The following is a 24,580-nucleotide window of genomic DNA, read 5'->3' as shown; positions in this document are numbered from 1 at the left end:
GGTGCAGGGGGATTCGGACGCGGCGCTGTGGCTGGCAGCGACATCGGGATCTCAACGAGCCTTCGTCGAGATCTTCGACCGCTACCGCAAGCGCGTGCTGGCAGCCGCTTTCCGCCAGACCGACTCCTTCGATCTGGCGGAGGAAGCGACCGCGGTCGTTTTCCTTGAGCTGTGGCGACTGCGCAAGAAGGTGCGGATAGTCGATGATTCGCTGCTGCCCTGGCTGTTCGTCGTCACCACGAACGTGTGCCGTAACCTCACGCGCGCCAAGCGTCGCTACAGCGTGATGCTGGCGAAGCTGCCGCCGGGCGCCGACGAGCCCGACGTGGCCGATGGCGTCGGCGAGGACATCGCCCGCGAGGAGACCCGGCGACGCGTGCGGCAGGCCCTCGCATCGCTGGACGCGCGTGACCAGGTGGTGGTTCAGCTCGTGATGCTGGAGGGGTACACCGTCGCTGACGCGGCGACGGCACTCGGGCTTCCCGTCGGGACCGTGAAATCGCGGCTGTACCGTGCGCGGGGTCGATTGCGAACCATCCTGGCTCCTGCGGACATACCTTGGAGAGAGGAGGATGCGGATGAACGATGAGAGGGACATCTCTCCCGCCCGACTGAACGCGATGCGCGACGCGCTCGCCGAGCACGTCGCCTCCGAGCCCGTCCGTGCGCACCGCACGCGCCGCCGCCGTGTCCTCATCGGTTCGGTGCTTTCGCTGGTCGCCGTCGGCGGTGTCGCCATCGCCGGACTACGGGTGCTGGCTCCGGCAGAGGTCGTCGACACGTCGATCGCCATGTGCGCCAGCGAGGCGAGACGGAACGCCGACGGAGGGTTCGACGGCACTGCGGTGGCGATGTCGGAGCCGTTCAACCCGGGAGTGCCTACCGACGCGCTGGAGCTGTGCACGTTGATGTGGGAGCAAGGCGCATTCGAACCGGACTTCGACCCCTTGTCGGTGCCGCCGGAGGACCCCTTCCCGGTGCCTCCGCTGACGGTGTGCGTCGCCCCTGACGGCACGGCCGTCGTCGTGCCGTCCGATGCGCCCGAGATCTGTACGGCGCTCCAGTTGGCACCCGTCGCAGCCACGACGGGGCCACGCTGAGTTCACTAGGGGCGGAATACCAGTGACTTCGCCGTACCCGTCACCGAGCCCAGCGAATTGCAGGTCGGCAGGCAGGTGATGCTGCTGCCGCCGTAGTTCGCGGCGCTGTACACCCACACGCTGCATCCCGAGCCCGTGATCGATCGCATCCCCGTGACCCAGTCTGATGCCAGCGTTGCGAACCCGTAGGTGGCACTCGCGCAGGTGCCGGTTCCCCAGAACGCCAGGCTCGACCCCGTGAGGTTCGTGCCCTTGTAGGCAGTTCCGAGTTTCACCGAACCTGCGCGGCTCAGTGGCGACGCGGTCTGAGCGGAGACGTAGTCGTCGCGCTCGGCTTCGGTGTCGAAGCACACGACGTCCTCAGCGGACACTGATTCATCCGCTGTGGCGATGATCTCCACCGCGCAGTGTTCCGTGGCGGGCGGCTCGGTGAGTGCTGTGGGGGTGAGTGCTGTGGCAGCGATCGCGACGGCGGCGAGGGCGTGAAGCATGGGACTCCTGTGTTCGGGTGTTGTGAGGTGATGTCCGCTGGCGCTTCACTGGTTCGTTGTGGGTGGGTGAGGATGGGGACATGACGCGCATGCGGATCGGATTCCTCGGCGACGGGAACATTACCTGCACGGTGCGGGGTGAGCTGGCTTCGCGACCGTACGAGGTGGTCGGGGCGTTCGGTCGTGCGGATGTGATCCCCGACGGGATAGACCTGCTCATCGAAGCGGCCACACAGACCGCTGTCGCGGAACGTGTACCCGCCGTCCTCGAGCGCGGTACGGACGTGCTGCTGCTGTCCGTGGGTGCGCTGGCCGATCCGGGCCTCCGACAGCGACTTGCCGGTGGTTCCGGCCGACTCATCGTCTGCACCGGAGCGATCGGCGGGCTCGATCAGGTGCGCGCGCTTCGAGTCGGCGGTGTGCTGGATCGGGTGAGCGTCGAGAGCAGGAAGCTGCCCGGTACGCTCGTGCAGCCCTGGATGGACGTCGCGCTGCGTCAGCGTCTGCAGTCGGGGACGGAAGAGATCGTGCTGGACGACGATCTCGCCACCGCCGTGACCCGGCGCTTCCCGGCATCCGCCAACGTCGCCGCTGCGGTCGCGCTCGCAGCCGACGCCTGGGACATCGCGACGGCACGGGTCGTGGCGGATCCCACCGCCGTGCGCACGCGCCACACGATTCACGCGTCGGGCGGGCTGGGGGAGGTCAGCGTCACGGTGACCAACGAGCCCTCGCCCGAGCGGCCGCGATCCAGCGCGGTCGTCGCCCGCGCGGTGGTGCGTAGCATCGACGATTACGCCCGCCTCCGCGGCTTCGACGCCCCCACCGGCGTCGTGATTCTCTGATCCCCGGAATGTGGGGCGCGGGCGGTGCACCGGTACCCTGGGTAGGTGGCTGAACGACAGAAGATTCTCGCGTCGATCGAGAACGACTTTCCCCAGTGGTACCAGGACATCCTCGAGAAGGCGCAGCTCGCGGACAACGGCCCGGTGCGCGGCACCATGGTCATGCGACCGTACTCCTACGCGATGTGGGAGGGCATGCAGTCCGCGATGGATGCGCGCATCAAGGCCACGGGTGCGGAGAACGTCTACCTGCCACTGTTCATCCCGCAGTCGTACCTGGAGCGCGAGGCCGAGCACGTCGAAGGCTTCAGCCCCGAGCTCGCGGTGGTCACCCACGCCGGTGGCAAGGAGCTGACCGAACCCGTCGTCGTCCGCCCCACCAGCGAGACGCTGTTCGGTGAGGTGATGGCCAAGTGGATCCAGTCGCACCGCGATCTGCCGATGCTGCTGAACCAGTGGGCCAACGTCGTCCGCTGGGAGATGCGCCCGCGCGTGTTCCTGCGCACCACGGAGTTCCTCTGGCAGGAGGGCCACACCGCGCACGCCACGCGTGAGGACGCTGCGAACTATGCGCGTCGCATCCACCTCGACGTCTACAAGGACTTCCTGGAGAACGTGCTCGCGATCCCGGTGCTCCCCGGCTTCAAGACCGCGTCCGAGCGTTTCGCCGGCGCCATCAACACCATGACCTGCGAGGCCATGATGGGCGACGGCAAGGCGCTGCAGATGGCCACGTCGCACGAGCTGGGTCAGAACTTCGCCAACGCGTTCGGGATCACGTTCTCCGACACCGACGGTGCCGCGCAGACCGCATGGACCACGTCGTGGGGTTCGTCCACGCGCATGATGGGTGGCCTCATCATGTCGCACGGCGACGACGCCGGACTTGTGCTGCCGCCGCGCATCGCGCCGCATCAGGTGGTCGTCATCGTCGTGAAGGACGACGAGCGCACCATCGAGGCGGCCCGCACCATCGTGGCCGATCTCACCGCCGCGGGCGTCCGCGCGAAGCTCGACGACCGCACGCAGACGGGCTTCGGCCGTCGCGCCACGGAATGGGAGCTCAAGGGCGTCCCGGTCCGTGTGGAGGTGGGCCCTCGCGACCTTGACGCCGAGCAGATCACGTTCGCTCGCCGCGACCAGGGCGGCAAGCAGCAGCTTCCGCTCGCCGAGGTGGCCACGCGCCTGCCCGCTCTGCTCGACGAGATCCAGGCCGACATGTTCGCCGCGGCGCAGAAGCGCCTGGACGAGCGCACGAAGCACGTGTCGACGATCGAGGAGGCGCGCGAGGCCGCGCAGACCGGCTTCGCGGTCATCGACTGGGCCGTGCTCGGCGAGGCCGGCGAGAAGGAGCTGAACAAGGACGCCATCACGGTGCGCTGCCTGCAGACCCGCGACGGCAACATGCCCGACCCGCACAACCCCGAGACGGATCTGGTCGCGATCGTCGCCCGCGCGTACTGATCCGCTGAAGCACGATGCCCGCCCCGTTTCCGGGGCGGGCATCGTCGCGTACGGATCAGCTCACGCCCATGAACATGTCGGCGCGGGCCCTCGGTCTCTAGTCTGAAAGCGTGAGCTGTCGGACCCACTTGCCGACCATGGGCGGGAGGGCGCTTTTGCCGCCGCGATCAAGGAATGCCAGGAAGCGATCGAGCAGGTCGTCGAACACGACGGCGCCGCGTGGGGTTAGGTCGGCTTGTCGGATCCGCAGGCGGATCAGGCGGCCCTCGGCATCAGTCGGTGACCGCCGCAGAAGCCCGTGGTCGAAGCAGAGCGTCAGGAACTCGCGACACTGGTCGTAGAGTCGGACGACGACGTCGCGATTCATCGACTCCGCCTCGAATATGCCCTCGATGTCCCACAGCACGGTCGTGCCGCCATGCCCATCGTTCCAGGCGGCATCGATGACTGCCGCGGCGTGCTCCGGCGGTACCTCCAGCATCCGATGACGTGCGGTGGGCGACGAGCCGCGGAGCACCGGTGCCGGATCATCCAGGAGCGCACTCGCCGCGGGAGTGGCGACGACGCACAGCACATCGTCGTAGATGCCGCCGATGAAATCCCCGTTGCAGTGCAGGGAGAAGTCGCGTGACGGCGTCGGCGCGACCGCGATGCGGCGATCCTGACTGTCAACCAGCGCATGGATCCGCAGCAGAGACTCGATATCGGTGGTCATGGCGCTCCGAGGATCGGGGTTCGTCGTTCGCGTCACACTATCGTGCTGCGAACGCATGAGGGTGGGCCGAATCCAAGAGCGATCGCCAGAAGTGGTCATGGGTTCGGCGCATGTTCATGCGCTCACAGGGCGGCACCCGAAACGACGAAGCGCCCGTCGTCCCCAGGGCGGGTTCTAGCGACGGGCGCTTCGGGCCGGCTCAGGCGTGGAGCCAGACCGTGACGTCGGCGGGGACCTTCGCCTGGTTCTCCGAGCTGACCAGCAGCGGCTCCGACGAGAGGATCACACGATCGGCGTCGACGAGGATCTCGTCTGCACCGAAGTTCACGATCACCTCGACGTCGGCGTTCGTGAGCGCCAGCAGCGTGGCGCTGCTGGTGTCCTTCCACGTCAGCGTGCCCGAGCCGAGGCCGTGCGCGCGGCGCTCGGTGAGCAGGTTCTTGTAGAGCTCCAGCGTCGAGGCGTCATCCTTCTCCTCGACGGACCGTGCGAAGTCGGCGTACTCCGAGGGCTGCGGCAGCCAGCTCTCGCCCGTGGTGTTGAACCCGAACGCGGGCGCCTCGGGCTCCCACGGGATCGGCACGCGGCAGCCGTCGCGACCGTAGCGCTCGCCGTTGGTGCGGAAGAACGACGGGTCCTGACGGGCCTCGTCGGGCAGATCGATCGCCTCGGGAAGCCCGAGCTCCTCACCCTGGTACAGATAGGCGGAGCCGGGAAGGGCGAGCATCAGTGTCGTGGCGGCACGCGCACGACGGAGGCCGAGGGCGGCATCCGGACGCGGGCCAGGGGTGTTCGGGCCGATTCCCGCGCCCTGCGCGTTCTCGAACTCGACAGCCAGACGCGTGGCGTGGCGCACCACGTCGTGGTTGGACAGCACCCACGTTGAGGGGGCGCCGACGGCGTTGAACGCCCGCAGCGACTCGCTGATCACCTCACGCTGGGCATCGGCATTCCAGCCGGCGTACATGTAGAGGAAGTTGAACGCCTGGTGCATCTCGTCGTTGCGCACCCACAGGGCGGTCTCGTCGAGCGTGGGAAGCCAGGCCTCGGCGCAGAGCACGCGGTCACCCTCGTACTCCGCGAGCACGTTGTGCCAGTCGCGGTAGATGTCGTGGACGCCCTCCTGGCCCCAGTACGGAACCGGCTCCTGGCCGCCCATCGAGTCGCCATCGGCCGGCGGGGTGTAGTCGGGGAGTCCGTCGGCCTTGACGAGTCCGTGCGCGACGTCGACGCGGAAGCCGTCGGCACCGCGGTCCAGCCAGAAGCGCAGCACGCCGCGGAACTCCTCACGCACCTCCTCGTTGCTCCAGTCGAAGTCGGGCTGGCTGCTGTCGAAGATGTGGAGGTACCACTGGCCCGGCGTTCCGTCTGCTTCGGTGACCCGGGTCCAGGCGCGACCGCCGAACACCGACTCCCAGTTGTTCGGTGGGAGTTCGCCGTTCTCACCATTGCCATCGCGGAAGATGTAGCGCGCGCGCTCGGCAGAGCCCGGTGCCGCAGCCAGCGCCGCCTGGAACCACGCGTGATCCGAGGACGAGTGGTTCGGGACGAGGTCGACGATCAGCTTGATCCCGCGCTCGTGGGCGGCGGCCAGCATCGCGTCGAAGTCGGCGAGGGTGCCGAACAGCGGGTCGACATCGCGGTAGTCGGCCACGTCGTAGCCGGCATCGCGCTGGGGGCTGACCATGAACGGGCTCAGCCACAGGGCGTCCACACCCAGCTGAGCGAGTGCGTCCATACGACTCTCGATGCCGGGCAGGTCGCCGATGCCGTCGCCGGACGCGTCGGCGAAGGAGCGCGGATAGATCTGATAGATGACGGCGGTGCGCCACCACTCGGAACCGGTGGCGACGTGCTCGGGCGTGGTGCTCATGCGCACCACCGTAGTGCACGCACCCCGGAAATGAGGCGTCGCCGCTCCCAGATCTCGAATCGATTCGATCACGGCTCGCGTCACGGTGCGGAATCGAGGCGTGCTTCCCAGGTGCAGCGAGTATCGTGGTTGGACGTGACTTCCGTCGAACTGGACCGCGCGTTCTCCCTCATCCGCCTCACGCAGGACTTTCCCCAGCCGGGCATCCTCTTCCGTGACATCGCTCCGCTCCTTGCGGACGCGCAGGCGTTCCGAGCGACCATCGACGCACTGATCGAGCCGTTCACCGGACAGTTCGACCTGGTCGCGGGAGTCGAGGCGCGTGGTTTCGTGCTCGCGGGTGCCGCCGCGGCCATCGCGGGCACCGGCGTGCTGCCGATCCGCAAGGCGGGTAAGACGCCGAAGCCGGCCGCGCAGGTGACCTACGACCTGGAGTACGGCACGGCGACCATCGAGGTCGGTGCCGACATCCCCGCGGGCGCACGCGTGCTGGTCGTGGACGACGTGCTTGCCACCGGCGGCACGCTGCATGCGGCGCACGGTGTGGTCGAGCAGCTCGGCGGCGTCGTCGCCGGCACGGCCGTGCTGCTGGAGATCGAGGGTCTGGGCGGGCGCGCTGCGCTCGGCGAGAAGTCGGTGCACGCCGTCTTCGCCTGATCGCGGTGCTATGAACGGCCCCGCGTGGGCTGTACACTCGCGGTGCTGTGCATCTGCCACGGGCCCGCGCACAGTCTCGGGGCCCACGCACGATCGGACACCCCATGTCTGCCCCTCAATACCCCGGCCAGAAGTCCTTCGTCGTCACCTGGCTGTTGTCGTGGCTGCTCGGCGGTCTCGGCATCGACCGGTTCTACCTCGGCAAGATCGGCACCGGAATCCTCAAGCTGATCACCTTCGGCGGTCTCGGCCTGTGGTGGCTCATCGACCTCATCATCACGCTGGTCGGATCGCAGCGCGACAAGCAGGGTGCGCCGCTGTACGGCTACCTGGAGAATCGGAAGATCGCGTGGATCGTCACGGGCATCTTCGTCGTTCTCGGCGCAATCAGTGGTGGCATCAGCGGGGCTCTCGGCCTGCTGAGCTTCGGAGCGTACTACGGCGGCTGATCCTCCCGAGCGTGACACTGGCTCCTCTCCGTCGCGGAGAGGAGCCAGTTTCACGCGATGAGGGTGGTTCAGTCCTCGGAGCGCAGCGAGGCGAGCTCCGTCATCACCGGCGACTCCTGCAGAGTGCGCAGTTGAGTGTCGACGTGCAGCGCCATGAGGTGTGCGGCCGCGGCGACGTCGCGCGCGCGGATCGCGGTGAGCAGGCGGTCGTGATCAGCCAGCATCACCACCGGATCCACGTCGCCCGCGATTCGATCGCCGAGGCCGGAGGAGTCGAGTGCCATCGAGAGGTTCTGGACCAGGTCAAAGAGAAGACGATTGCCGGACGCCTGCGCGATCACGCCGTGAAACAGCGAGCAGCGCACCGATCCCTTGCCCTCGCGCACCGTTTCCATCTCCGCCGAGATGGTGGATTCCATCGTCTCCAGCAGGGGTGCCGTCCAGTTGGCGGCAGCCGTCTGCGCGGCTTCGACGTCGAGCGCGCGTCGGATTCCGATCAGCTCCGCAGGGTGATACGCCGCCAGGGCGTCGAGCAGGAGAGAAGGTGCCGGAGTCAGCGAGCGGACGAACGTGCCGCGCGCGGTGAGCGTCTCGACCATGCCGAGCGTGGCGAGGGACCGCACGGCCTCGCGCACGGTCGATCGACCGACGTTCAGCTCCTCGGTGAGCTCCGGCTCCGTGGGAATGCGGGATCCCACGGGCCACTCGCCGGACGAGATCCGCGCTTTCAGGCGTGCGAGAGTCTGGCGCGCGAGAGCACTGCCGGACGGCTGTGACATGGGTACCTCCTCCCGCGATTCAACCACACCTACAGGGTGACTGAAGGACGCCGGATCATCAGATGAACGGCTTCATCTGATGATAGGTTGGGCAGGTGCTCACGCGTGTCGAAGACTGAGCCTGCAGGAGATTTCATGAGCGACAACAGCGCCCCCGTCCGTCCCGTGGTCGACCATTCGGCCGTTGCCGACGCGGTCAACGCGTCCACCGTGTTCACGATGTACGCGGTGTTCCGCGCCACCCGCTCCGGTGAGGGGGCATCGGCGGCCGTGGTGCAGGCGTTGGAGTCCTCGGCGCACGACGTCACGTTGCGCGGAACGTATGACGTTTCGGGCTTCCGTGCCGACGCTGACGTTCTCATCTGGTGGCACGGGCCGACGGTCGAGAATCTTCAGGCCGCATACCGCGCCGTCATCGACGCTGCGGACGGTGGGCTCGAGTCGGTCTGGTCGGTCGTGGGTGTGCATCGCACCGCGGAATTCAACCGCGGGCACGTGCCTGCCTTCCTCGCCGGCGACGCCCCGCGCGGCTACATCTGCCTCTATCCGTTCGTGCGCTCGTATGAGTGGTACCTGCTTCCCGACGCCGAGCGGGCGGGCCTGCTGCGCGAGCACGGTGCCGCGGCGCGCGACTACGGCGACGTCCTCGCCAACACTGTGGCGTCCTTCGGACTCGGCGACTACGAGTGGCTGCTCTCGTTCGAGGCCGACGAGCTCGTGCGCATCGTCGACCTCATGCGCGAGCTGCGCGCCACCGGCGCGCGCCGCCACGTGCGCGAGGAGATCCCATTCTTCACGGGCCCGCGGGTGGCACCCGAGGCGCTGTTCTCGCGCTTCCTGTAAGAGGTGGGCGAGGGTGGTCGTTGCGGTCATTCCGACATGGTCACGCTCGAATCCCCAGAATCGGCTCGGAAATTCGCTCTCCGTGACGGATCCATCACGCACTCATAGCGCGCGCAGAGGAACGCGATCAGCGCTCGTTGCCTCGCTTGTAGTTCCCCGTCGCACGCTGCAACAGGGCCTGATCGCTCTCATCCGAGGCACCCAGGCGCGCCAGGAGACGGCGGGCGTCGGCCCCGCCCACGACCGTCACGAGCTTCCCGCCGCGAGTGATCCACACGGTGGTGCCGGCCTCGGACCACTCGAACGGGACGTAGGTGCTCACGTCAGCTGGAGTACACCACGTTGCGCGGCTCCTCGCCGTCCAGCATGCGGGTGATCTGGTCGGCGACGAGCTTGGCGATGCGCGGCTGCATGGCCGCGGACGCGCCACCCACGTGGGGGGAGATTAGCACGCCGGGCGCGGACCACAGCGGGTGGTCGGCCGGCAGCGGCTCCGGATCGGTGACGTCGAGCGCCGCGAGGATCCGCTCGCGCCGCAGGTGGTCCACGAGCGCATCGGTGTCGATGATCGGTCCGCGTCCGACGTTGACCACCAGCGCGCCGTCGGGCAGCGCCGACAGGACCGCGTCGTCGATGAGGCCGCGGGTGTCGGGGGTGTCGGGCAGGGTCGCGATGAGGATGTCCGCCGTCGGCAGGAGATCGGGCAGCTCGCTCATCGCGTGCACCTCGCGACCGTCCTCGGTTCGTGCCGACGACGCGACCGGGATGACCTCCACCTCGAATGGATCCAGTCGCGCGGCCGTGGCCTTACCCACGCCGCCGTAGCCGAGGAGCAGCACGCGGCAGTCCGCGAGCCCGTTCGCGAACCGACCCTGCCACTCATGCGCATCCTGCTGCCGCACGTACTGCGGCAGGCGTCGCTGCACCGCGAGCGTCAGCGCGAGGGCCAGCTCTGCGGTCGCCGTCTCGTGCACGCTGGCCGCGTTGGCGAACACGTGACCCGCGGGAAGGTGGTTCGGGACATCGTCCCAGCCGATGGACTGGCTCTGCACGAGCTGCGTCGTGACATCCGCGAGGCGGGGGAGCGCCTTGCGCGCCGTCATGTAGGGCGGAACCACGATATCGATGCGCTGGCGGGGTGTCGGGTCGGTCATGTCCCACAGGAACAGATCGATCGACTCGAGCTGCTCCGGAGTGAGGCGTGCGTGCACGTCCCGCTCGAGTCGTTCGGTGGGCACGGACACGCTCAGCTTCGACATGGTTCGACCCTATTCCGATTCGACCCCCATCAGCACCCGGGGATCGCTATGCTCGCGTCATCCCGACCCGAGGAGAACGAGCATGGTCCCTGAAATCAACTACTGGACCGTCATCCTGGCGACGCTGTCGACCATGATCGTCGGCAGCGTCTGGTACACGCCGAAGGTGTTCGGCACGAAATGGATGGCGCTGGCCAAGGTCGATCCGCATCGCGAGGGGGCGAGTGCCGTGATGCCGATCCTCGTGACCGTCGTGGTGAGCTTCATCACGTCCTGGGTGCTGGCCGGCTCCACCACGATCGCCTGGCACTTCTACGAGGGCAGCTACCTCGTGTCGGCTCTTGTGACGGGAGTGCTGCTGTGGGCGGGTTTCACGGCCGCCCGCTTCATCACCCACGACGCCTTCGAGAGGCGCCCGCCGGCGCTCACGCTCATGAACGTGGCGCACGAGCTGGTCACGGTGGTGGTCATGGCCGTGATCATCGGCGTCTGGCCTCCGGCAGGCACTGTCTGACACGACGCGCTCTGAAACGACGAACGGCCCTGCCGAAGCAGGGCCGTTCGTCGTTCGGTATCAGGCCGCGACGCGGGCGATCGCTGCGATCGCGGATTCGAAGAACTTGATGCCGTCCTCGCCGGAGCGCATGGCCGCGGGGGTGTTCGGGCCGAAGCCCGGCTCCACAGCATGTTCCGGGTGCGGCATGAGGCCCACCACGTTGCCCGCCTCGTTGGTGAGACCGGCGATGTCGTTGAGGGATCCGTTGGGGTTGATGCCGGTGTAGCGGAACGCCACCCGACCCTCACCCTCCAGGCGCTTCAGGGTCTCCTCGTCGGCGATGTAGCCGCCGTCGGCGTTCTTCAGCGGGATGATGATCTCATCGCCCGCGGAGAAGGCGTTGGTCCAGGCGGTGTCGGCGTTCTCGACACGCAGTCGCTGGTCGCGACGGATGAACTGCTGGTGGGCGTTGCGGATCAGACCGCCGGGAAGCAGGTGGGCCTCCACCAGCATCTGGAAGCCGTTGCAGATGCCGAGCACGGGCATTCCCTTGCCGGCGGCGTCCTTGATCTCGGTCATGATCGGCGCGAGGGCCGCGATCGCGCCGGCGCGCAGGTAGTCGCCATAGCTGAAGCCGCCCGGAAGGACGACCGCGTCGACGTTCTGCAGGTCGTGGTCGGCGTGCCACAGGGCCACCGGCTCGGCGCCGACGAGGCGAATCGCGCGCTGCGCGTCGCGGTCGTCCAGCGAGCCGGGGAAGGTGACGACCCCGATGCGAGCGGTCACTCGACCACCTCGATGCCCACGACGTCCTCGATCACGGCGTTGCTGAGCACGTCTTCGGCGACCTTGCGGGCGGTGGCGAGGATCTCCTCGGTCACCTCACCCTCGACGGTCAGCTCGAATCGCTTGCCGATGCGCACACCGGTGAAGGCGTCGACGTCGAGACGGGCGAAGGCACCGCTCACCGCCTTGCCCTGCGGGTCGAGGAGTTCGGGCTTCGGCATGACGTCGACGACGATGGTGGGCATTGTGGCTCCGAGGTGGACGCGAACGGCGGTCGTCACCAGTCTACCCGCGGGCTCGGACGCGTTCGACCGCGGGCATCGGGTCGGCTGTTGCGGTTCCGGCCTGCCATGAGAGGATATGGGAGCGCTCCCAGCGCGTGCCACAGCTGTCGCCGTTTCGATCTCTCCGGGGGTTTCATGTCCACTGCCGCTCGTTCCTTCCCGGACGACTTCCTGTTCGGTGCCGCCACCGCCGCGTACCAGATCGAGGGGGCTGCCTTCGAAGACGGTCGTACCGCGTCCATCTGGGACGCGTTCTCGCGGGTTCCCGGCGCCGTCATCAACGCGGAGAACGGCGACGTGGCGTGCGATCACTACCACCGCTACCCGCAGGACGTCGCGCTGATGAAGGAGCTCGGTCTGCAGACGTACCGCTTCTCCACGTCGTGGTCGCGCGTGCGGCCGGACGGCGGCGCGGTGAACGAGGCCGGCCTCGACTTCTATAAGCGCCTCGTGGACGAGCTCCTGGACGCCGACATTCTGCCGTGGCTCACGCTGTACCACTGGGATATGCCGCAGGCGATCCAGGACCGTGGTGGCTGGACAGTTCGCGAGTCCAGTGAGCTGTTCACCGAGTACGCGCTCACGATGCATGACGCCCTGGGTGATCGGGTGAAAGTGTGGACCACGCTGAACGAGCCGTGGTGCTCGTCCTTCCTCTCTTACACCGCGGGGGCGCACGCTCCCGGCCACACGTCCATTGCGGAGGGGCTCCTCGCCTCTCACCACCTGCTGCTCGGGCACGGTCAGGTGGTTCGCGAACTGCGTCGGCGGGACGAGTCGCTCAACCTCGGCATCACCCTGAACCTCACGGTGGCCGATCCTCTCGACCCGCACAGCGACGCCGACCGCGATGCCGCGCGCCGCATCGACGGGCAGTTCAACCGCTGGTTCCTGGATCCGGTGTTCCGCGGCGCATACCCGGCGGACATCGTGGAGGATGTTCGCGGTGTCGATGCGGACGCCGTGGCACGATTCGAGGCAGCGGTGCAGCCCGGTGACCTCGACACCATCGCTGCCACTCTGACCACGCTCGGCGTGAACTACTACCACGGCGAGTTCGTCTCGGGTGATCCGACCGACAACCCGGCACCGGAGAACGAAGCGCCGACGTCTCGCGAGACGCGGTCGCCGTTCCCCGCGGACGGGAACATCTTCCACGTGGACCGGGGCCTTGCGCGTACTGGGCAGGGCTGGGAGGTGCAGCCGGAGGGACTCACCCGTCTGCTGCACCGGGTGTGGGATGAGTACGCCCAGCCCACCGACACAACGCTCTTCGTCACGGAGAACGGTGCCGCCTACGACGACGAGGCTGTCGTCGAGGACGGCGTCACGCGCGTGCACGACGCGGAACGTGTGGAGTTCCTACGTCGGCACGTGGCGGCGATCCTGGATGCACGCGATGCAGGGGTCGATGTGCGCGGCTACTTCTACTGGTCGCTGCTTGACAATTACGAGTGGGCGTGGGGGTACGAGAAGCGGTTCGGCATCGTCCGCGTGGACTACGAGACCCAGGAGCGGGCGTTGAAGGACAGCGCGCTGGAGTATCGTCGCATCATTGCGGAACGATCGATCGATGTCCCCACGCCGACCGGTGTTCCGCCCTACCTTCTGAGCTGAAAGAGGCCCACGTGGCGGAACCGTCGACTCCCGCGACCATCGAGGAGGTTGCGGCCGCGGCCGGCGTCTCGCGATCGACGGTCTCCCGTGTGGTGAATGGCTCCCCGTCGGTGAGCGCCGCAGCGGAGGAGCGCGTGCGCGCCGCCATCGCGCAGCTGAAGTACGTTCCCAATCAGCTGGCGCGCTCGCTGGCCAGCCGGCAGACGAAGGCGATCGCCCTGGTCGTGCCGGAAGACGTGTCGCGATTCTTCGGCGACCCCTTCATCGCCGCGGTGGTGGCCGACGTGCATCGCCGGCTCACGGAGTCCGACTATGTGCTGACCATGGTGCTCGCGGGCGAGAACACCGCTGAGCGGACGATCGCCTATCTCCGCGGCGGCAGCGTCGACGGAGTCATCGTGGTGTCGCACCACTCCCGTGACGCCTTCGTGGACCGCATCGCCGACGTGGTGCCGGTGGTGTTCGGCGGGCGGCCCACGCACAAGCGCGCGGATGCGGCGGACTACTACGTGGACGCGGACAACGTCGAGGGTGGTCGCCTCGCCACGGCGCACCTGATCGAGCGCGGTCATCGCCGCATCGCCACGATCGCGGGCCCCGCCGACATGCCCGCCGGTATCGACCGACTGAGCGGATACCGACAGGCGCTCACCGACGCGGGGCTCGCCGAGGGCACGGTCGCCTTCGGCGACTTCTCAGAGCGCGGGGGTGAAGCCGCGATGCGCGAGATCCTCGCCGCCGGAACGCCCGATGCGGTCTTCGCGGCCAGCGATCTGATGGCCAAGGGTGCCGTGACCGTGCTCCACGAGGCCGGATTGCGCATCCCGCAGGACGTAGCCGTGATCGGTTTCGACGACGCTCCCGTCGCCGCGCAGATGACGCCGAAGCTCACGACGATCCGCCAGCCGGTGTTCGGCGATCTGGTGGCGCAGCGGCTGATCGAGCTGCTCGCCGGGGAGCGCCCGCCGCGGGCCAGCTTCGTGGAGCTGGAGCTCGTGGTCCGCGACTCCGTCTGAGGCGGGCGAGTCAGGAGGCGGCGGGGGTGCGCTCCCACGTCCATGGGACGGTCTCCGTCACTTTCACGAGGCCCGCGCGCTCCAGGATCGGACGCGAGAACTCGGTGGAGTCGGAGTGGATCCAGCGCACGCCGTGGCTGATCGCGGAACGGGCGCGGGCGGCGGTGAGGGCGCGGTAGATGCCGCGACCGCGGTACTCGGGACGCGTGGCCCCGCCCCAGATCCCAGCGAAGGCCGTGCCGGGGATCGGGTCGATGCGCCCCACGCTGACGATTCGACCATCGACCTCCGCGGCCCACACCTCCACGGCCTCGCCGCGAGCCTGGCGCTCGAGGATCTCGGGCAGCAGCCGCTCGGCATAGGGGGTGCCGCCGAACACCTCGTCCTGCATGTCGAGTGCAGCACGGATATCGGTGGGCGTTGTCATCTGCCGCACGATCACACCCGCGGGAGCGGCGACATCGATGAGTGTGCCGGCGTCGCCGAGCATCACGGACTCGACCTCGTCGGCCACGAAGCCGGCGCGTGTGAGGGCGTCTTCGAGACCCGGAGCATCGTCGTGCGTTCGTGTCTTCCACTCGGCCTGCGTGATCGACGCGTCACTCGCGATGAGTGCGGCGACCTCAGCCACCCGCGCAGCCGGGGCATCCAGTTCCGCGTAGGTCACGAACAGTCGCCCGCCCTCATAGCGGGCCACCCAGAGCGGGCCGAAGCGTTCCACGGAGGTGGCACCCAGAACTTCGGCGGCGGTGCGCAGATGGGCGTCGTACGCGGCGAGGAGGTCGGTCACCGATCCAGACTAGGGTGTCAGGGCTTCGACGAAGACTAAGCGGAACGACCCCGACGAGCAGTCTCGTCGGGGTCGTTCTCTGGTCTGAGGCGTCAGTTCTCGGGGTCGCCGCCGAGGGGACCGACCGCGGGAATCGGACCGCCATCGTCGGCGCCGGTCTTGCGGGCGCGGGCGATGAGGTTGCCGAGGTGGTAGATCGCGAGCACCGCCACCGTCGCGAGGATGATCGCACCGAACTCGATGCCGCCGAACACCGCGGAGAAGCCGCCGATGGAGACGATGAGGCCGACGGCCGCGGTCAGCTGGTTCACCGGACGAGACAGGTCCACGCGGTTGTCCACCCAGATCTTGATGCCGATCACGCCGATGAGGCCGTACAGAGCGGTCGTGGCGCCACCGAGCACGCCGCTCGGAATGGTGTTGAACAGAGCGCCGATCTTCGGCGACAGTGCCAGCACGATGGCGACGAGACCAGCCACCCAGTACACGGCGGTGGAGTAGACGCGCGTGGCCGCCATGACGCCGATGTTCTCGCCGTAGGTGGTGGTGCCGGAGCCGCCGAACATACCGGCGATGGCGGTCGAGATGCCGTCGGCGGAGAGCGCCTTGCCGGTGGACTGGTTGATCGACGGGTCCTCGGTCATGGCGGCGACGCCGCGCACGTGGCCGACGTTCTCGGCGATCAGCACGAGCACCACGGGCAGGAACATCAGCACACCCGACCACGCGGCGGGTTCGGTGAAGGCCGGCAGGTGGAACTGCGGAAGGCCCACCCAGTCCGCTGCTGCGACCGTCTCGAAGTCCACCTCGCCCTGAATCACCGCGGCGATGTAGCCGACGATCACGCCGAGGAAGATGGAGATGCGGCCCAGGAACCCGCGGAACACCACGCTGAAGAGCACGATGGCGGCCAGCGTGATCACGGCGGTGAGCGGGGCCACCTTGAAGTTGTTCCACGCGGCACCCGCGAGGTTGAGGCCGATGAGGGCGACGATCGTTCCCGCGACCATCGGGGGCATGAAGCGATCGATCCACTTCACTCCCACCGCCTGGATCAGGAAGCCGATACCCGCCAGTACCACACCGGCGACCACGATGCCGACCAGGGCCATCGCGATCTGCTCCGGAGTCTCCAGGCGTCCGCCGCCGTTGAAGGCCATGACCGGGGCGAGGAACGCGAAGGACGAACCGAGGTAGCTGGGCAGCTTGTTGCGCGTGAGCAGCAGGAAGAGGATCGTGCCGATGCCGCTGAAGAGCAGGGTGGTCGCCACCGGGAAACCGGTGAGGATCGGGACCGTGAAGGTGGCACCGAACATCGCGAGGACGTGCTGGCCGCCCATGGCGATCGTGGCGGGCCAGCTCAGGCGCTGTTCGGGCTTGACGACATCGCCGGGTGCGACGGTGCGACCGTTGCCGTAGACGGACCACAGGGGCATGGAGGGACTCCTCAGGGGTGAAGGACGGAACCGCTGCCTCACTTTACCGAACCTGAAGATTGCCTGTACGCGACGGGTGGGCGGGTAGGAGGCACCGCCCGACGATCTCGAGGGTCGCGGGACGCGTTAGCGTTTTCTTATGCCCTCCTATTCCTCTCTCACCGACCGGGCCGCCGTCGAAGCGGCGATCGCCGAGTTCACGTCCCTGGGTCGGGAGCTGTTCCTGCTGAAGTACGGGTTTCCGGAGGTCAACGAGTCGTTCGTGATCGTGGGCGCCGGTCGCTACGACACGCGCGCGCTGTTCGCCAGCGCCTACGGACACCAGCACGGTGAGCCGCTGACCAGCCGCCAGGTGACCGCCGGGCTGAACGGCGCGGGCGGCCAGCTGGGCGCGCTCGGCTACGTCGTGACCACACCGGATGACGCCAAGACGGCCGAGACGTTCCCCACCTTCGACGCCGCGCTCGCGCGCTTCCCGATCCCCGTGGAGAACCTTCCCGCCGTTCGCGAGTTCCTCGTGAACCGCAACTACCGTGAGTTCTTCATCCCCGCGAGCCGCGCATACATCGGCGCCAAGCCGCGCTCGGGAAAGCCGCCGCACCTCATCGGCCGCGGTTACATCGCGTACCGCGAAGAGGACGGCCGCCCGCGCGGCATCGAGCTGCCGGTACGGGAGAGCGCGCCCGTGACCGCGCTGGCACCGATCCGCGGCGGGGGCTCGTCGTCCTCGCGTGCGGCGGAGCCTCGCGTACCGCGTGCCGCCGCCGAGTCCCGCGCGCCCCGTGTGGCGAAAGTGGAGCGTCAGGATGCGTTCTGCCCCACCTGCTTCATGGTGCTTCCTGCGACGGGCATCTGCGCGAACTGCGACTGAACCGGAGGATGCCGAAGCCCTTCTCAGCGATCCTCTGGGTACGGCAGCTCGAATGATCCGCGTGCCGGAGTGACGGGACGGCCGACGCCGGTGAGGCGTCGGCCGGTTTGGTCAGGCGTTGTCGGCCGGGGCGACGCGCACCAGCATCTTGCCCGTGTTCGCGCCGCGCATCATGTTGAGGAAGGCGTCGACGGTGTTCTCGATGCCGTCGACGATCGTCTCGTCGTACGCGATCTGGCCGGCCGCGAACCAGCCGCCCATCTTGTCGTAGAACTCCGGTGCGACGCCGAGGTAGTTCGCGAGGGTGAATCCGGTGAGCGTGAGACCGCGGGTGATGATGTTGGCCATGTTGTCGGGGCCGGGAACGCGACCCGTCGTGTTGTATTCGGCGATCGCGCCGCAGAGCGCCGCGCGTCCGCCGTCGTTGAACGCGTCCAGCGCGGCCTCGAGGTGATCGCCGCCGACGTTGTCGAAGAACACGTCGATCCCCTCGGGTGCCGCTGCCGCGAGCTGAGCGCGCACATCGCCGTCCTTGTAGTTGAACGCCGCGTCGTAGCCGTACTTCTCGGTGAGCAGCGCCACCTTCTCCGCACTTCCGGCGGAGCCGATCACGCGCCCCGCTCCCAAGAGCTTCGCAATCTGGCCGACCGCCGTGCCCACGGCCCCCGCCGCACCGGAGACGAACACCGTGTCGCCGGGCTTCATCCCGGCGATCGCCGTGAGGCCGACGTAGGCGGTGAGTCCGGTCATCCCGAGAATGTGCAGTCGGACCGAGGACGGGACGCCGTCCAGCTCCGGTGCCGGACGGAACGTGGCTGCCGGCGCCTGTACCACATCGCTCCAGCCGTGCTGGTGCGACACCAGCGTGCCGACCGCGAGTTCGGGAGCATTCGACTCCACCACGCGACCGATCGCGCCGCCGAGGATCGTCTCGCCGAGGGCGTACGGGGCGACGTAGCTGCGGACGTCGTTCATCCGACCGCGCATGTAGGGGTCGACGGACACGAACTCGTTGCGCACCCGCACCTCGCCGGCTGCCGGGCTGTCGTACGTGACCTCGGCGATCTCGAAATCCTCGTGCGTCGGCCAGCCGACGGGTCGCTTCGCGAGACGGATCTGGGTGCTGAGCGCAGTGGACATGGAACTCTCTTTCTTGATGGAGCTGGCGGTGATCAGAGCGCGATACCGATGGCCAGCAGGACCACGGCAACGGCGGGGATCACTCCCTGCTTGAGGGCGGCGCCTCGCTTGTCGGGGCTCGACAGCAGGAGAACGAGTGCGGCAGCCGCCATCGAACCGACGCCCGCGAACACGAGCCCGGCGCCCAGCGCCGAGGCACCGAGCAGGAAGGCGATGACGCCGATGACAGCGATGATCGCCAGGAACAGGTTGTAGAAGCCTTGGTTGAACGCCATCTCCTTGGTGGCGTGAGCCTGCTGCTCGGTCAGGCCGAAGGTGGCGCGGACGCGCGGCGTTGTCCAGGTCAGCGACTCCATCACGAAGATGTAGACGTGGACGAGCGCTGCGATGCCGGCGAGGATCAAGCCTGCGATCACCATGGGGACTCCTTCTGTCGGGTCGATTCTGTAACGACCTGTTCAGTATATACTGGACAGGTCGTTACAAAAGGTGGGAACGCATGGCACGCACGCAGAACTTCGATCGCGATACGGCCGTGCGCGCGGCTCGGGCATTGTTCTGGCGGGGCGGATACGAGAGCACCTCGATCCCCGAACTCGAGGCGGCGACCGGGCTGAGTCGGTCCAGCATCTACAACGCGTTCGGGTCGAAGCGGGGGTTGTTCGACGCCGCCGTCGACAGCTATCTGACCGAAGTGGTGCGGCCGCGCCTGCGGCCGTTGACGGTAGCGGAGGTCGAACCGCGCGCGCTCGCGGACTACCTCACCGGGTTGCGTGCGGCGTTCCAGAATCTCGGCTCGATGCCCGCCACGAGCGGCTGCCTTCTCATCAACACCGCGGGTGCGCCGATCGCCGGCGACCCGGAGGTCTCACGGGTGATCGCTGACTATCGCGCAGAGCTCCACGACGCCGTTGTTCGCGGTCTGCGCGCAGCGCGCGGTGATGCACCGGAGGTCCCGCAGCTCGCGGACGCCGTCACGGGGCTGATGATCGCGGGCTTCGCGCTCGCGCGGGTGGATGCTGTCGAGGCCGCGCGCAGCATCGAGACGGCACTCGCGCTCATCGAGTGAGAATCAGGCCTGCAGGCGGGTGAGCAGCTCGCCGTAGCGTGCTGCGGTCTCGGCGACGATGTCGGCCGGCAGCTCGGGCGGGGTGCCGGCCTTGTCCCAGTGGGTGGCCAGCCAGTCGCGCACGATCTGCTTGTCGAAACTCGCCATCCGCTCGGCCGGTGTCGTTCCGTTCTCCCAGGCCGCGCGGTCCCAGTAGCGCGACGAATCGCTGGTGAGCACCTCGTCGCCCAGCGTGAGCGCGCCGTCGGCATCGTGGCCGAACTCGAACTTGGTGTCGGCCAGGATCAGCCCGTGCGCCTCCGCGGTGGCCGCGGCCCGGCGGTAGATCTCCAGGGAGAGGTCACGCAGATCGGCCGCGAGTTCTTCGCCGACGATCTCCTCCACCTGCTCGAACGTGATGTTCTCGTCGTGCTCGCCGAGGGGAGCCTTGTACGCCGGCGTGAAGATCGGCTCGGGGAGGCGGTCGCCGTCGCTCAGTCCCGCGGGGAGCGCGACGCCGCAGATGGAGCCGCTCTGCTGGTATTCCTTCCAGCCGGAGCCGGTGAGGTACCCGCGCACGACGCACTCGATCGGGATCATCGTGAGCTTCTTCGCAACCATCGCGCGACCTGCGACCTCGGCCGGGGGCTCCTCGCCGGTGAGGTGGTTGGCGACGGGCGTGCCGCCATCGGCACCCGCGAGCTGGTCGAACCACCAGCCGCTGAGACTCGTCAGGAGGGCGCCCTTCTCCGGGATGGCGGGGGAGAGCACGAAGTCGAAGGCGCTGACGCGGTCGGAGGCGACCACCAGCATCCGGTCGGCCGGGCCGTCGGCGGGCTCGTAGAGGTCCCGGACCTTTCCGGAGTAGACGTGCTTCCAGCCGGGGATCTCGCGCGCGGTGCTCACGCCACCATTATCCCGTCTTCCGACCGTGCCACTGTCAGTGCCCCCTCGTATCGTGGGCCACGGAGGCGATGACATGAGCGAACTGGTGTGGGACAAGACGGATCCGGTGCACGCGAAGGCGCTGGCGGCACTGGAGCGGGAGCTGGTCGGGTGGATCTCGACGGTGGACCGGGCGGGGGCGCCGCGCTCGGTTCCGGTGTGGTTCTTCTGGGAGGGCGGCGAGCTGACCATCATCACTCGCCCGGATACGGCGAAGGCGAAACACCTGCGGGCGGGCTCGGCTGCGCAGTTCCACCTCAACGCGGGTGGTCCGTTCGGTGACGATGTGGTGATTCTCAGTGGCGAAGTGGAGTTGCGTGAGGGTGGAACCGGCGCGTGGATGGCGGCACGTCGAGAGGCATACGAGGCGAAGTACCGCGAGGCGATCGCGGACTACGGCATGCCGCTGGACGACATCATCGAGAGCTTCTCAGCCCTCATCGTCCTGCGACCCGCGAAGCTGCTGGCCTGGTGACCTTGGTGTGAGTCGTTGATCAGCGTGGCGTGATGCTGTCCACGAAGTCGTGGGCCTCGCTCATCAGTGGTGCCCACAGTTCGTCCTGCTCGATGCGGAGGCGAAGCCATTCCCGCATCTCCCGACCGCGCATCTTCATCCGCTCCGCCGTGCCGTCGGCGACGAGCTCTTCCGCGCGCTGCTCACTCACTTTGACAACCAGATCGCCGCCGCTGCTGACGAACGCGAAGATCTTGCCGCGCACACCCAGCCCCACGGTGCCGAACATGCGCCCGAGCGCCACGTCGGGCAGCGACGTGAACTGCGGAGTCAGGCCGTCGAAGATCTCGTGCGCGCGCTCGTGAGCCATGCCGGGGATCGTACGCCGCACCGGCGGCGCACGAAACCCCCGACGTCAGGTCAGTCGATCCGGCCCGTGCGGGCGACGCCGGCCAGCCAGTCCAGGCTGGGCTTCGGCAGCCGCTCGAAGGTCACCGGGTCGAAGGCGACAAGGCCGAAGGTGGGGCGGAACGATCCCCACTCGTAGTTGTCCAGCAGCGACCAGTGCAGGTAGCCGCGCACGTCGATGCCGTCTGCGATCGCGGAAGCGACATCACGCAGCGCCACGGTGGTGTAGTCGATACGACGCTGGTCGTCCGCTGTTGCCATGCCGTTCTCCGTGACGATGATGGGCACGTCGCCCACCACCTCCGCGCTGTGTCGGATCGCGATCCCCAGCGCCTCGGGGAAGTACTCCCATCCGGTCAGCGTGCGCTCCACACCCTCCGGGATGGGCTGCGGTCGGCCGCCCTCGCCGATGAAGGTGCGGAGGTAGGCCTGCACGCCCAGCCAGTCGTCGCCGCGTGCGGCCTCCAGGAAGATGTCCTCGCGCGGGTACTGGTAGGCGAGCGTCTCGGCCTCGTAACCGGGAACCGCGTGATACGCCTGGTTGGCGATGGTCCATCCCACCTTGTGACCGCGCTCGCGCAGCATGGCCCCGGTGAGGTGGTGGGCGCGGATCAGGTTCTGCGTCACCACCGCGTCCGGAGCCGGTGGCTCGTCGGACGTGTTCGGGGCTTCGAAGTCATGAATGACCGCCACCATGTTCGGCTCGTTGATGGTGACCACCCACTCGACACCGTCGAGGATCTCGGCGGCGCGTGTGGCGTAGCGCAGGAAGATCTCGGGGGCGTCGTCGCGATGCCAGCCGCCGCCGTGGGCGAACCAGCGCGGGTTGGTGAAGTGGTGCAGGGTCACGTTGGGGGTGAGGCCAAGCTCCAACGCTGTCTCGATCATGCGGCGATAGTGCTGCAGCATCGCCCCCGAGAACTGGCCGTCCTCCGGCTCGATGCGCGCCCACTCGATGCTGAAGCGGTACATGTCGAACCCGCGGTCGGCGAGCAGTTGCATGTCCTCGCGGTAGCGGTGCAGGCTGTCCGCGGCGTCACCGCTGCGCTCGGCGATGTGCATCCGGGGGGAGTTCTCCATCTCCCACCAGTCGGAGCCGATGTTGTTGCCCTCGGTCTGGTGAGCGGCAGTCGCTGCTCCCCAGAGGAAGGAGTCGGGGAAGGAGGTCACGGGAGTCCTTTCAAGAACGGGTCTCGACGCTCGCGAGGGGCATCGGTGCGCGTCTCGCGCGGGAATGTCGAGATGCGATCCCCAGGTATCTACGCGCTTAGATCCTCTTGAGTATCGCCCGATCCTGCGGCTGATGCAAGCGGGTCACGAGATCCGGTGGCCCGTCGATCCGCTGGCTGGTCGGTCAGGCGGCCGTGATCGATTCGCAGCCACACGACTCGCCGAGCACGAGCGCGGTGGGCAGGATCACGGTTCGCCCGCTGCCGCTGCGCTTCTCGGCCTCCTCGATGAGGATCCGCGCGGCGGTTCGTCCCATGTCGGCCATCGGCTGGCGCACGGTGGTGAGTGTGGGGTGCAGGACTCGGCTGGCGAGGATGCCGTCGAACCCCGTGACGATCACATCGGCCGGCACCGAGACGCCGCGTCGGGTGAGTTGCTCGATGAGCGCGATGGCGATCTGGTCGCTCGCGCACACGAAGGCGTCGGGAAGGTCCGTCACCGAGATGTCCGTGATGATCGCCGCGATATCGGCGGCGTCGTTCGCGGCAGGGAGACCTTCCGAGGCAGTGTCGTCGGTCGCGGTGTGGTCACCTGTCGCGGTGTGAGGAGATGTGGTGAGGGGAGCAGCGGGTGGCGCGAGCCCGCGAGTCGCGAGCTCGTCGGTGATCGCGGTGAATCGCTCCTGATAGTCCGGGGCGGCGAGGTCGCCGAGAAAAGTGAGGCGGCGCGCGTCGTGATGATCGACGAGGTGAGCGATCAGCGCGCGGGCACCGCCATCGTTGTCGGCCTGCACGCGGTGGAACGCGTCGTCGGCGCTGACTCCGCCCATGCTGAACAGCACGATCGGCACCGTGCGGACGACCGACTCGAGCACGCCGGCCACACCGCTCAGCCCGGCTCGACTGGGGAAGACCGCGAGCCCGTCGACGCGTCCTGCGTGATCGGTGACGTCCTGGGGCGTGCGCGGGTCATTGCTGATGTGCACGGATCGTCCGCGCTGTCGACACTCCAACTCGAACCCCCGCTGGACCTCGTCGACGTAGAGCGGAAAGACGCGGGGGTCGGGCGGGCCATCGTTGGGGTGCTGCGCCTCCGGAGACAGGATGTCGGACTCGGTGAGCAGGTCGAACGACTGCAGTCCGAGGACTCCGGTCCCGCCGCGCGCGAGGCCCCGCGCGGCTCCGCTCGGCACGTAGCCAAGTTCGCGCGCAGCCTGCAGCACCGCTTCCCGCGTGCTGTCGCGGACCTCGTCGGGGCGTCGGAACGCGAAGGACACCGTCGCTGTCGACACCCCCGCGAGCTTCGCGACGTCGTACACCGTGGGTCGGCGTGCCATCACGCCTCCCCTCGTTGTCGTTGGTGGTTGTCTGTGCGACCGGCGCTGACATCGACGTGATCGACACCCTGGCACCGATACCGCGCCTTCGTCCAGAACGATGCCCGTGTTGCGAGCCATGCGAGTCGCCGCAATGCCCGCGATCCGATCGCGACGATCCGATCGCGACGATCCGATCGCGACGATCCGATCGCGACGATCCGATCGCGACGATCCGGCTGCGTCGATCCTACGCGTGTACCCATAGCCCGCGAGACTTGCGTCTGTGGGCGAGAATCGGCGCAACGCGTGGATTGTCGCCCACAGAT

29 protein-coding genes are annotated in these 24,580 nt (G+C 68.0%); 13 read left to right on the top strand and 16 right to left on the bottom strand.

Annotated features, from left to right (window positions below; all coding sequences use genetic code 11):
* Nucleotide 1: 1 nt before the first annotated feature.
* A complete protein-coding gene (locus ABTV68_RS18770; protein ID WP_433675190.1) occupies nt 2-589 on the top strand; it encodes an RNA polymerase sigma factor in 588 nt (195 codons plus the stop codon).
* Nucleotides 579-1,100 carry a hypothetical protein gene (locus tag ABTV68_RS18765; protein ID WP_433675189.1) on the top strand — a complete coding sequence of 174 codons (522 nt, stop codon included), beginning with the start codon at nt 579-581 and terminating at the stop codon, nt 1,098-1,100. Before ABTV68_RS18770 ends, ABTV68_RS18765 begins: the two co-directional genes overlap by 11 nt.
* A 5-nt stretch (nt 1,101-1,105) precedes the next feature.
* On the opposite strand, the gene ABTV68_RS18760 is transcribed toward ABTV68_RS18765, so the two are convergent.
* The gene (locus tag ABTV68_RS18760) at nt 1,106-1,591 is read right to left on the bottom strand and encodes a hypothetical protein (protein ID WP_433675188.1); all 486 of its coding nucleotides are present in this window, start codon (nt 1,589-1,591) and stop codon (nt 1,106-1,108) included.
* Between the two features lie 80 nt (nt 1,592-1,671).
* Here ABTV68_RS18760 and ABTV68_RS18755 point away from each other — a divergent pair, with 80 nt between their 5' ends.
* Entirely contained in the window at nt 1,672-2,436 is a 765-nt protein-coding gene (locus ABTV68_RS18755; protein ID WP_433675187.1) for an aspartate dehydrogenase domain-containing protein, read from the top strand.
* Between the two features lie 45 nt (nt 2,437-2,481).
* Entirely contained in the window at nt 2,482-3,900 is a 1,419-nt protein-coding gene (gene proS / locus ABTV68_RS18750; protein ID WP_433675186.1) for a proline--tRNA ligase, read from the top strand.
* Nucleotides 3,901-3,997: 97 nt separating this feature from the next.
* Here the strand turns inward: proS and ABTV68_RS18745 are convergent, their stop codons facing one another.
* Nucleotides 3,998-4,615, bottom strand: a complete 618-nt coding sequence (locus tag ABTV68_RS18745; RefSeq protein WP_433675185.1) for a hypothetical protein — start codon at nt 4,613-4,615, stop codon at nt 3,998-4,000.
* Nucleotides 4,616-4,814: 199 nt separating this feature from the next.
* The gene (locus tag ABTV68_RS18740; protein WP_433675184.1) at nt 4,815-6,488 is read right to left on the bottom strand and encodes a glycoside hydrolase family 13 protein; all 1,674 of its coding nucleotides are present in this window, start codon (nt 6,486-6,488) and stop codon (nt 4,815-4,817) included.
* Nucleotides 6,489-6,623: 135 nt separating this feature from the next.
* Between ABTV68_RS18740 and ABTV68_RS18735 the strand changes: the two genes are divergently transcribed.
* Nucleotides 6,624-7,145 carry an adenine phosphoribosyltransferase gene (locus tag ABTV68_RS18735; RefSeq protein WP_433675183.1) on the top strand — a complete coding sequence of 174 codons (522 nt, stop codon included), beginning with the start codon at nt 6,624-6,626 and terminating at the stop codon, nt 7,143-7,145.
* Between the two features lie 104 nt (nt 7,146-7,249).
* Nucleotides 7,250-7,594 carry an NINE protein gene (locus ABTV68_RS18730; RefSeq protein ID WP_433675182.1) on the top strand — a complete coding sequence of 115 codons (345 nt, stop codon included), beginning with the start codon at nt 7,250-7,252 and terminating at the stop codon, nt 7,592-7,594.
* Between the two features lie 68 nt (nt 7,595-7,662).
* Here the strand turns inward: ABTV68_RS18730 and ABTV68_RS18725 are convergent, their stop codons facing one another.
* A complete protein-coding gene (locus ABTV68_RS18725; protein ID WP_433675181.1) occupies nt 7,663-8,373 on the bottom strand; it encodes a FadR/GntR family transcriptional regulator in 711 nt (236 codons plus the stop codon).
* A 135-nt stretch (nt 8,374-8,508) separates the two neighbouring features.
* Here ABTV68_RS18725 and hemQ point away from each other — a divergent pair, with 135 nt between their 5' ends.
* Nucleotides 8,509-9,216: a hydrogen peroxide-dependent heme synthase gene (hemQ, locus tag ABTV68_RS18720; protein ID WP_433675180.1), complete on the top strand. Its 708-nt coding sequence runs from the start codon at nt 8,509-8,511 to the stop codon at nt 9,214-9,216.
* Between the two features lie 127 nt (nt 9,217-9,343).
* Here hemQ and ABTV68_RS18715 read toward each other — a convergent pair whose 3' ends face one another.
* Together ABTV68_RS18715 and ABTV68_RS18710 are read right to left on the bottom strand one after the other, a co-directional pair.
* Nucleotides 9,344-9,538: a hypothetical protein gene (locus ABTV68_RS18715; RefSeq protein WP_433675179.1), complete on the bottom strand. Its 195-nt coding sequence runs from the start codon at nt 9,536-9,538 to the stop codon at nt 9,344-9,346.
* A 1-nt stretch (nt 9,539) separates the two neighbouring features.
* Nucleotides 9,540-10,475, bottom strand: coding sequence for a 2-hydroxyacid dehydrogenase (locus tag ABTV68_RS18710; RefSeq protein WP_433675178.1), 936 nt, complete (start codon nt 10,473-10,475; stop codon nt 9,540-9,542).
* An 82-nt stretch (nt 10,476-10,557) separates the two neighbouring features.
* Between ABTV68_RS18710 and ABTV68_RS18705 the strand changes: the two genes are divergently transcribed.
* A complete protein-coding gene (locus ABTV68_RS18705; RefSeq protein ID WP_433675177.1) occupies nt 10,558-10,989 on the top strand; it encodes a DUF1761 domain-containing protein in 432 nt (143 codons plus the stop codon).
* Nucleotides 10,990-11,049: 60 nt separating this feature from the next.
* On the opposite strand, the gene purQ is transcribed toward ABTV68_RS18705, so the two are convergent.
* Nucleotides 11,050-11,757, bottom strand: a complete 708-nt coding sequence (gene purQ, locus ABTV68_RS18700) for a phosphoribosylformylglycinamidine synthase subunit PurQ (RefSeq protein ID WP_433675176.1) — start codon at nt 11,755-11,757, stop codon at nt 11,050-11,052.
* Complete coding sequence (locus ABTV68_RS18695; RefSeq protein WP_231092999.1) at nt 11,754-12,002, bottom strand: phosphoribosylformylglycinamidine synthase subunit PurS; 249 nt, start codon at nt 12,000-12,002, stop codon at nt 11,754-11,756. Before ABTV68_RS18695 ends, purQ begins: the two co-directional genes overlap by 4 nt.
* A 174-nt stretch (nt 12,003-12,176) precedes the next feature.
* Here ABTV68_RS18695 and ABTV68_RS18690 point away from each other — a divergent pair, with 174 nt between their 5' ends.
* The gene (locus ABTV68_RS18690; protein WP_433675175.1) at nt 12,177-13,658 is read left to right on the top strand and encodes a GH1 family beta-glucosidase; all 1,482 of its coding nucleotides are present in this window, start codon (nt 12,177-12,179) and stop codon (nt 13,656-13,658) included.
* A gap of 11 nt (nt 13,659-13,669) precedes the next feature.
* Nucleotides 13,670-14,674: a LacI family DNA-binding transcriptional regulator gene (locus ABTV68_RS18685; RefSeq protein WP_433675174.1), complete on the top strand. Its 1,005-nt coding sequence runs from the start codon at nt 13,670-13,672 to the stop codon at nt 14,672-14,674.
* A gap of 10 nt (nt 14,675-14,684) precedes the next feature.
* Here the strand turns inward: ABTV68_RS18685 and ABTV68_RS18680 are convergent, their stop codons facing one another.
* Both ABTV68_RS18680 and ABTV68_RS18675 read right to left on the bottom strand, forming a co-directional pair.
* Entirely contained in the window at nt 14,685-15,464 is a 780-nt protein-coding gene (locus tag ABTV68_RS18680) for a GNAT family N-acetyltransferase (protein ID WP_433675173.1), read from the bottom strand.
* A gap of 92 nt (nt 15,465-15,556) precedes the next feature.
* Entirely contained in the window at nt 15,557-16,900 is a 1,344-nt protein-coding gene (locus ABTV68_RS18675) for a uracil-xanthine permease family protein (RefSeq protein ID WP_433675172.1), read from the bottom strand.
* Nucleotides 16,901-17,039: 139 nt separating this feature from the next.
* Between ABTV68_RS18675 and ABTV68_RS18670 the strand changes: the two genes are divergently transcribed.
* A complete protein-coding gene (locus ABTV68_RS18670) occupies nt 17,040-17,771 on the top strand; it encodes a hypothetical protein (protein WP_433675171.1) in 732 nt (243 codons plus the stop codon).
* Between the two features lie 111 nt (nt 17,772-17,882).
* Here the strand turns inward: ABTV68_RS18670 and ABTV68_RS18665 are convergent, their stop codons facing one another.
* Both ABTV68_RS18665 and ABTV68_RS18660 read right to left on the bottom strand, forming a co-directional pair.
* Nucleotides 17,883-18,911, bottom strand: coding sequence for an NADP-dependent oxidoreductase (locus tag ABTV68_RS18665; protein ID WP_433675170.1), 1,029 nt, complete (start codon nt 18,909-18,911; stop codon nt 17,883-17,885).
* A 32-nt stretch (nt 18,912-18,943) separates the two neighbouring features.
* On the bottom strand, nt 18,944-19,330 hold the full coding sequence (locus tag ABTV68_RS18660; protein ID WP_433675169.1) for a DUF1304 domain-containing protein: 387 nt from the start codon (nt 19,328-19,330) through the stop codon (nt 18,944-18,946).
* Between the two features lie 80 nt (nt 19,331-19,410).
* Between ABTV68_RS18660 and ABTV68_RS18655 the strand changes: the two genes are divergently transcribed.
* The gene (locus tag ABTV68_RS18655) at nt 19,411-19,980 is read left to right on the top strand and encodes a TetR/AcrR family transcriptional regulator (protein ID WP_433675168.1); all 570 of its coding nucleotides are present in this window, start codon (nt 19,411-19,413) and stop codon (nt 19,978-19,980) included.
* Between the two features lie 3 nt (nt 19,981-19,983).
* Here the strand turns inward: ABTV68_RS18655 and ABTV68_RS18650 are convergent, their stop codons facing one another.
* A complete protein-coding gene (locus ABTV68_RS18650; protein ID WP_433675167.1) occupies nt 19,984-20,865 on the bottom strand; it encodes a phosphoribosylaminoimidazolesuccinocarboxamide synthase in 882 nt (293 codons plus the stop codon).
* 73 nt (nt 20,866-20,938) lie between these two features.
* On the opposite strand from ABTV68_RS18650, the gene ABTV68_RS18645 reads away from it, so the two are divergent.
* Nucleotides 20,939-21,379 carry a pyridoxamine 5'-phosphate oxidase family protein gene (locus tag ABTV68_RS18645; protein ID WP_433675166.1) on the top strand — a complete coding sequence of 147 codons (441 nt, stop codon included), beginning with the start codon at nt 20,939-20,941 and terminating at the stop codon, nt 21,377-21,379.
* 19 nt (nt 21,380-21,398) lie between these two features.
* On the opposite strand, the gene ABTV68_RS18640 is transcribed toward ABTV68_RS18645, so the two are convergent.
* From ABTV68_RS18640 to ABTV68_RS18630, 3 genes are all read right to left on the bottom strand, one after another.
* Nucleotides 21,399-21,728 (bottom strand): TfoX/Sxy family protein, encoded by a 330-nt coding sequence (locus ABTV68_RS18640; protein WP_433675165.1) that lies wholly within the window; start codon nt 21,726-21,728, stop codon nt 21,399-21,401.
* 50 nt (nt 21,729-21,778) lie between these two features.
* Nucleotides 21,779-22,936 carry a glycoside hydrolase family 1 protein gene (locus tag ABTV68_RS18635; protein WP_433675164.1) on the bottom strand — a complete coding sequence of 386 codons (1,158 nt, stop codon included), beginning with the start codon at nt 22,934-22,936 and terminating at the stop codon, nt 21,779-21,781.
* Nucleotides 22,937-23,120: 184 nt separating this feature from the next.
* Complete coding sequence (locus ABTV68_RS18630) at nt 23,121-24,272, bottom strand: LacI family DNA-binding transcriptional regulator (protein WP_433675163.1); 1,152 nt, start codon at nt 24,270-24,272, stop codon at nt 23,121-23,123.
* Nucleotides 24,273-24,580 lie beyond the last annotated feature (308 nt).

This window comes from Microbacterium gorillae, assembly GCF_050990725.1.
GTDB lineage: Bacteria > Actinomycetota > Actinomycetes > Actinomycetales > Microbacteriaceae > Microbacterium > Microbacterium gorillae_A.
The sequence above is the reverse complement of the archived record's forward strand: the minus strand, read 5'-3'. Positions and strand labels throughout refer to the sequence as shown.

Coding starts and splice junctions, on each gene's coding strand:
- ABTV68_RS18640 (WP_433675165.1), bottom strand. CDS start 21,728: ATGGCTCACGAGCGCGCGCACGAGATCTTCGACGGCCTGACTCCGCAG.
- ABTV68_RS18725 (WP_433675181.1), bottom strand. CDS start 8,373: ATGTCACAGCCGTCCGGCAGTGCTCTCGCGCGCCAGACTCTCGCACGC.
- ABTV68_RS18670 (WP_433675171.1), top strand. CDS start 17,040: ATGCCCTCCTATTCCTCTCTCACCGACCGGGCCGCCGTCGAAGCGGCG.
- ABTV68_RS18690 (WP_433675175.1), top strand. CDS start 12,177: ATGTCCACTGCCGCTCGTTCCTTCCCGGACGACTTCCTGTTCGGTGCC.
- ABTV68_RS18695 (WP_231092999.1), bottom strand. CDS start 12,002: ATGCCCACCATCGTCGTCGACGTCATGCCGAAGCCCGAACTCCTCGAC.
- ABTV68_RS18765 (WP_433675189.1), top strand. CDS start 579: ATGAACGATGAGAGGGACATCTCTCCCGCCCGACTGAACGCGATGCGC.
- ABTV68_RS18760 (WP_433675188.1), bottom strand. CDS start 1,591: ATGCTTCACGCCCTCGCCGCCGTCGCGATCGCTGCCACAGCACTCACC.
- ABTV68_RS18705 (WP_433675177.1), top strand. CDS start 10,558: ATGGTCCCTGAAATCAACTACTGGACCGTCATCCTGGCGACGCTGTCG.
- ABTV68_RS18740 (WP_433675184.1), bottom strand. CDS start 6,488: ATGAGCACCACGCCCGAGCACGTCGCCACCGGTTCCGAGTGGTGGCGC.
- ABTV68_RS18745 (WP_433675185.1), bottom strand. CDS start 4,615: ATGACCACCGATATCGAGTCTCTGCTGCGGATCCATGCGCTGGTTGAC.
- hemQ (WP_433675180.1), top strand. CDS start 8,509: ATGAGCGACAACAGCGCCCCCGTCCGTCCCGTGGTCGACCATTCGGCC.
- ABTV68_RS18630 (WP_433675163.1), bottom strand. CDS start 24,272: ATGGCACGCCGACCCACGGTGTACGACGTCGCGAAGCTCGCGGGGGTG.
- ABTV68_RS18675 (WP_433675172.1), bottom strand. CDS start 16,900: ATGCCCCTGTGGTCCGTCTACGGCAACGGTCGCACCGTCGCACCCGGC.
- ABTV68_RS18655 (WP_433675168.1), top strand. CDS start 19,411: ATGGCACGCACGCAGAACTTCGATCGCGATACGGCCGTGCGCGCGGCT.
- ABTV68_RS18755 (WP_433675187.1), top strand. CDS start 1,672: ATGACGCGCATGCGGATCGGATTCCTCGGCGACGGGAACATTACCTGC.
- ABTV68_RS18710 (WP_433675178.1), bottom strand. CDS start 10,475: ATGTCGAAGCTGAGCGTGTCCGTGCCCACCGAACGACTCGAGCGGGAC.
- ABTV68_RS18730 (WP_433675182.1), top strand. CDS start 7,250: ATGTCTGCCCCTCAATACCCCGGCCAGAAGTCCTTCGTCGTCACCTGG.
- ABTV68_RS18665 (WP_433675170.1), bottom strand. CDS start 18,911: ATGTCCACTGCGCTCAGCACCCAGATCCGTCTCGCGAAGCGACCCGTC.
- ABTV68_RS18660 (WP_433675169.1), bottom strand. CDS start 19,330: ATGGTGATCGCAGGCTTGATCCTCGCCGGCATCGCAGCGCTCGTCCAC.
- ABTV68_RS18645 (WP_433675166.1), top strand. CDS start 20,939: ATGAGCGAACTGGTGTGGGACAAGACGGATCCGGTGCACGCGAAGGCG.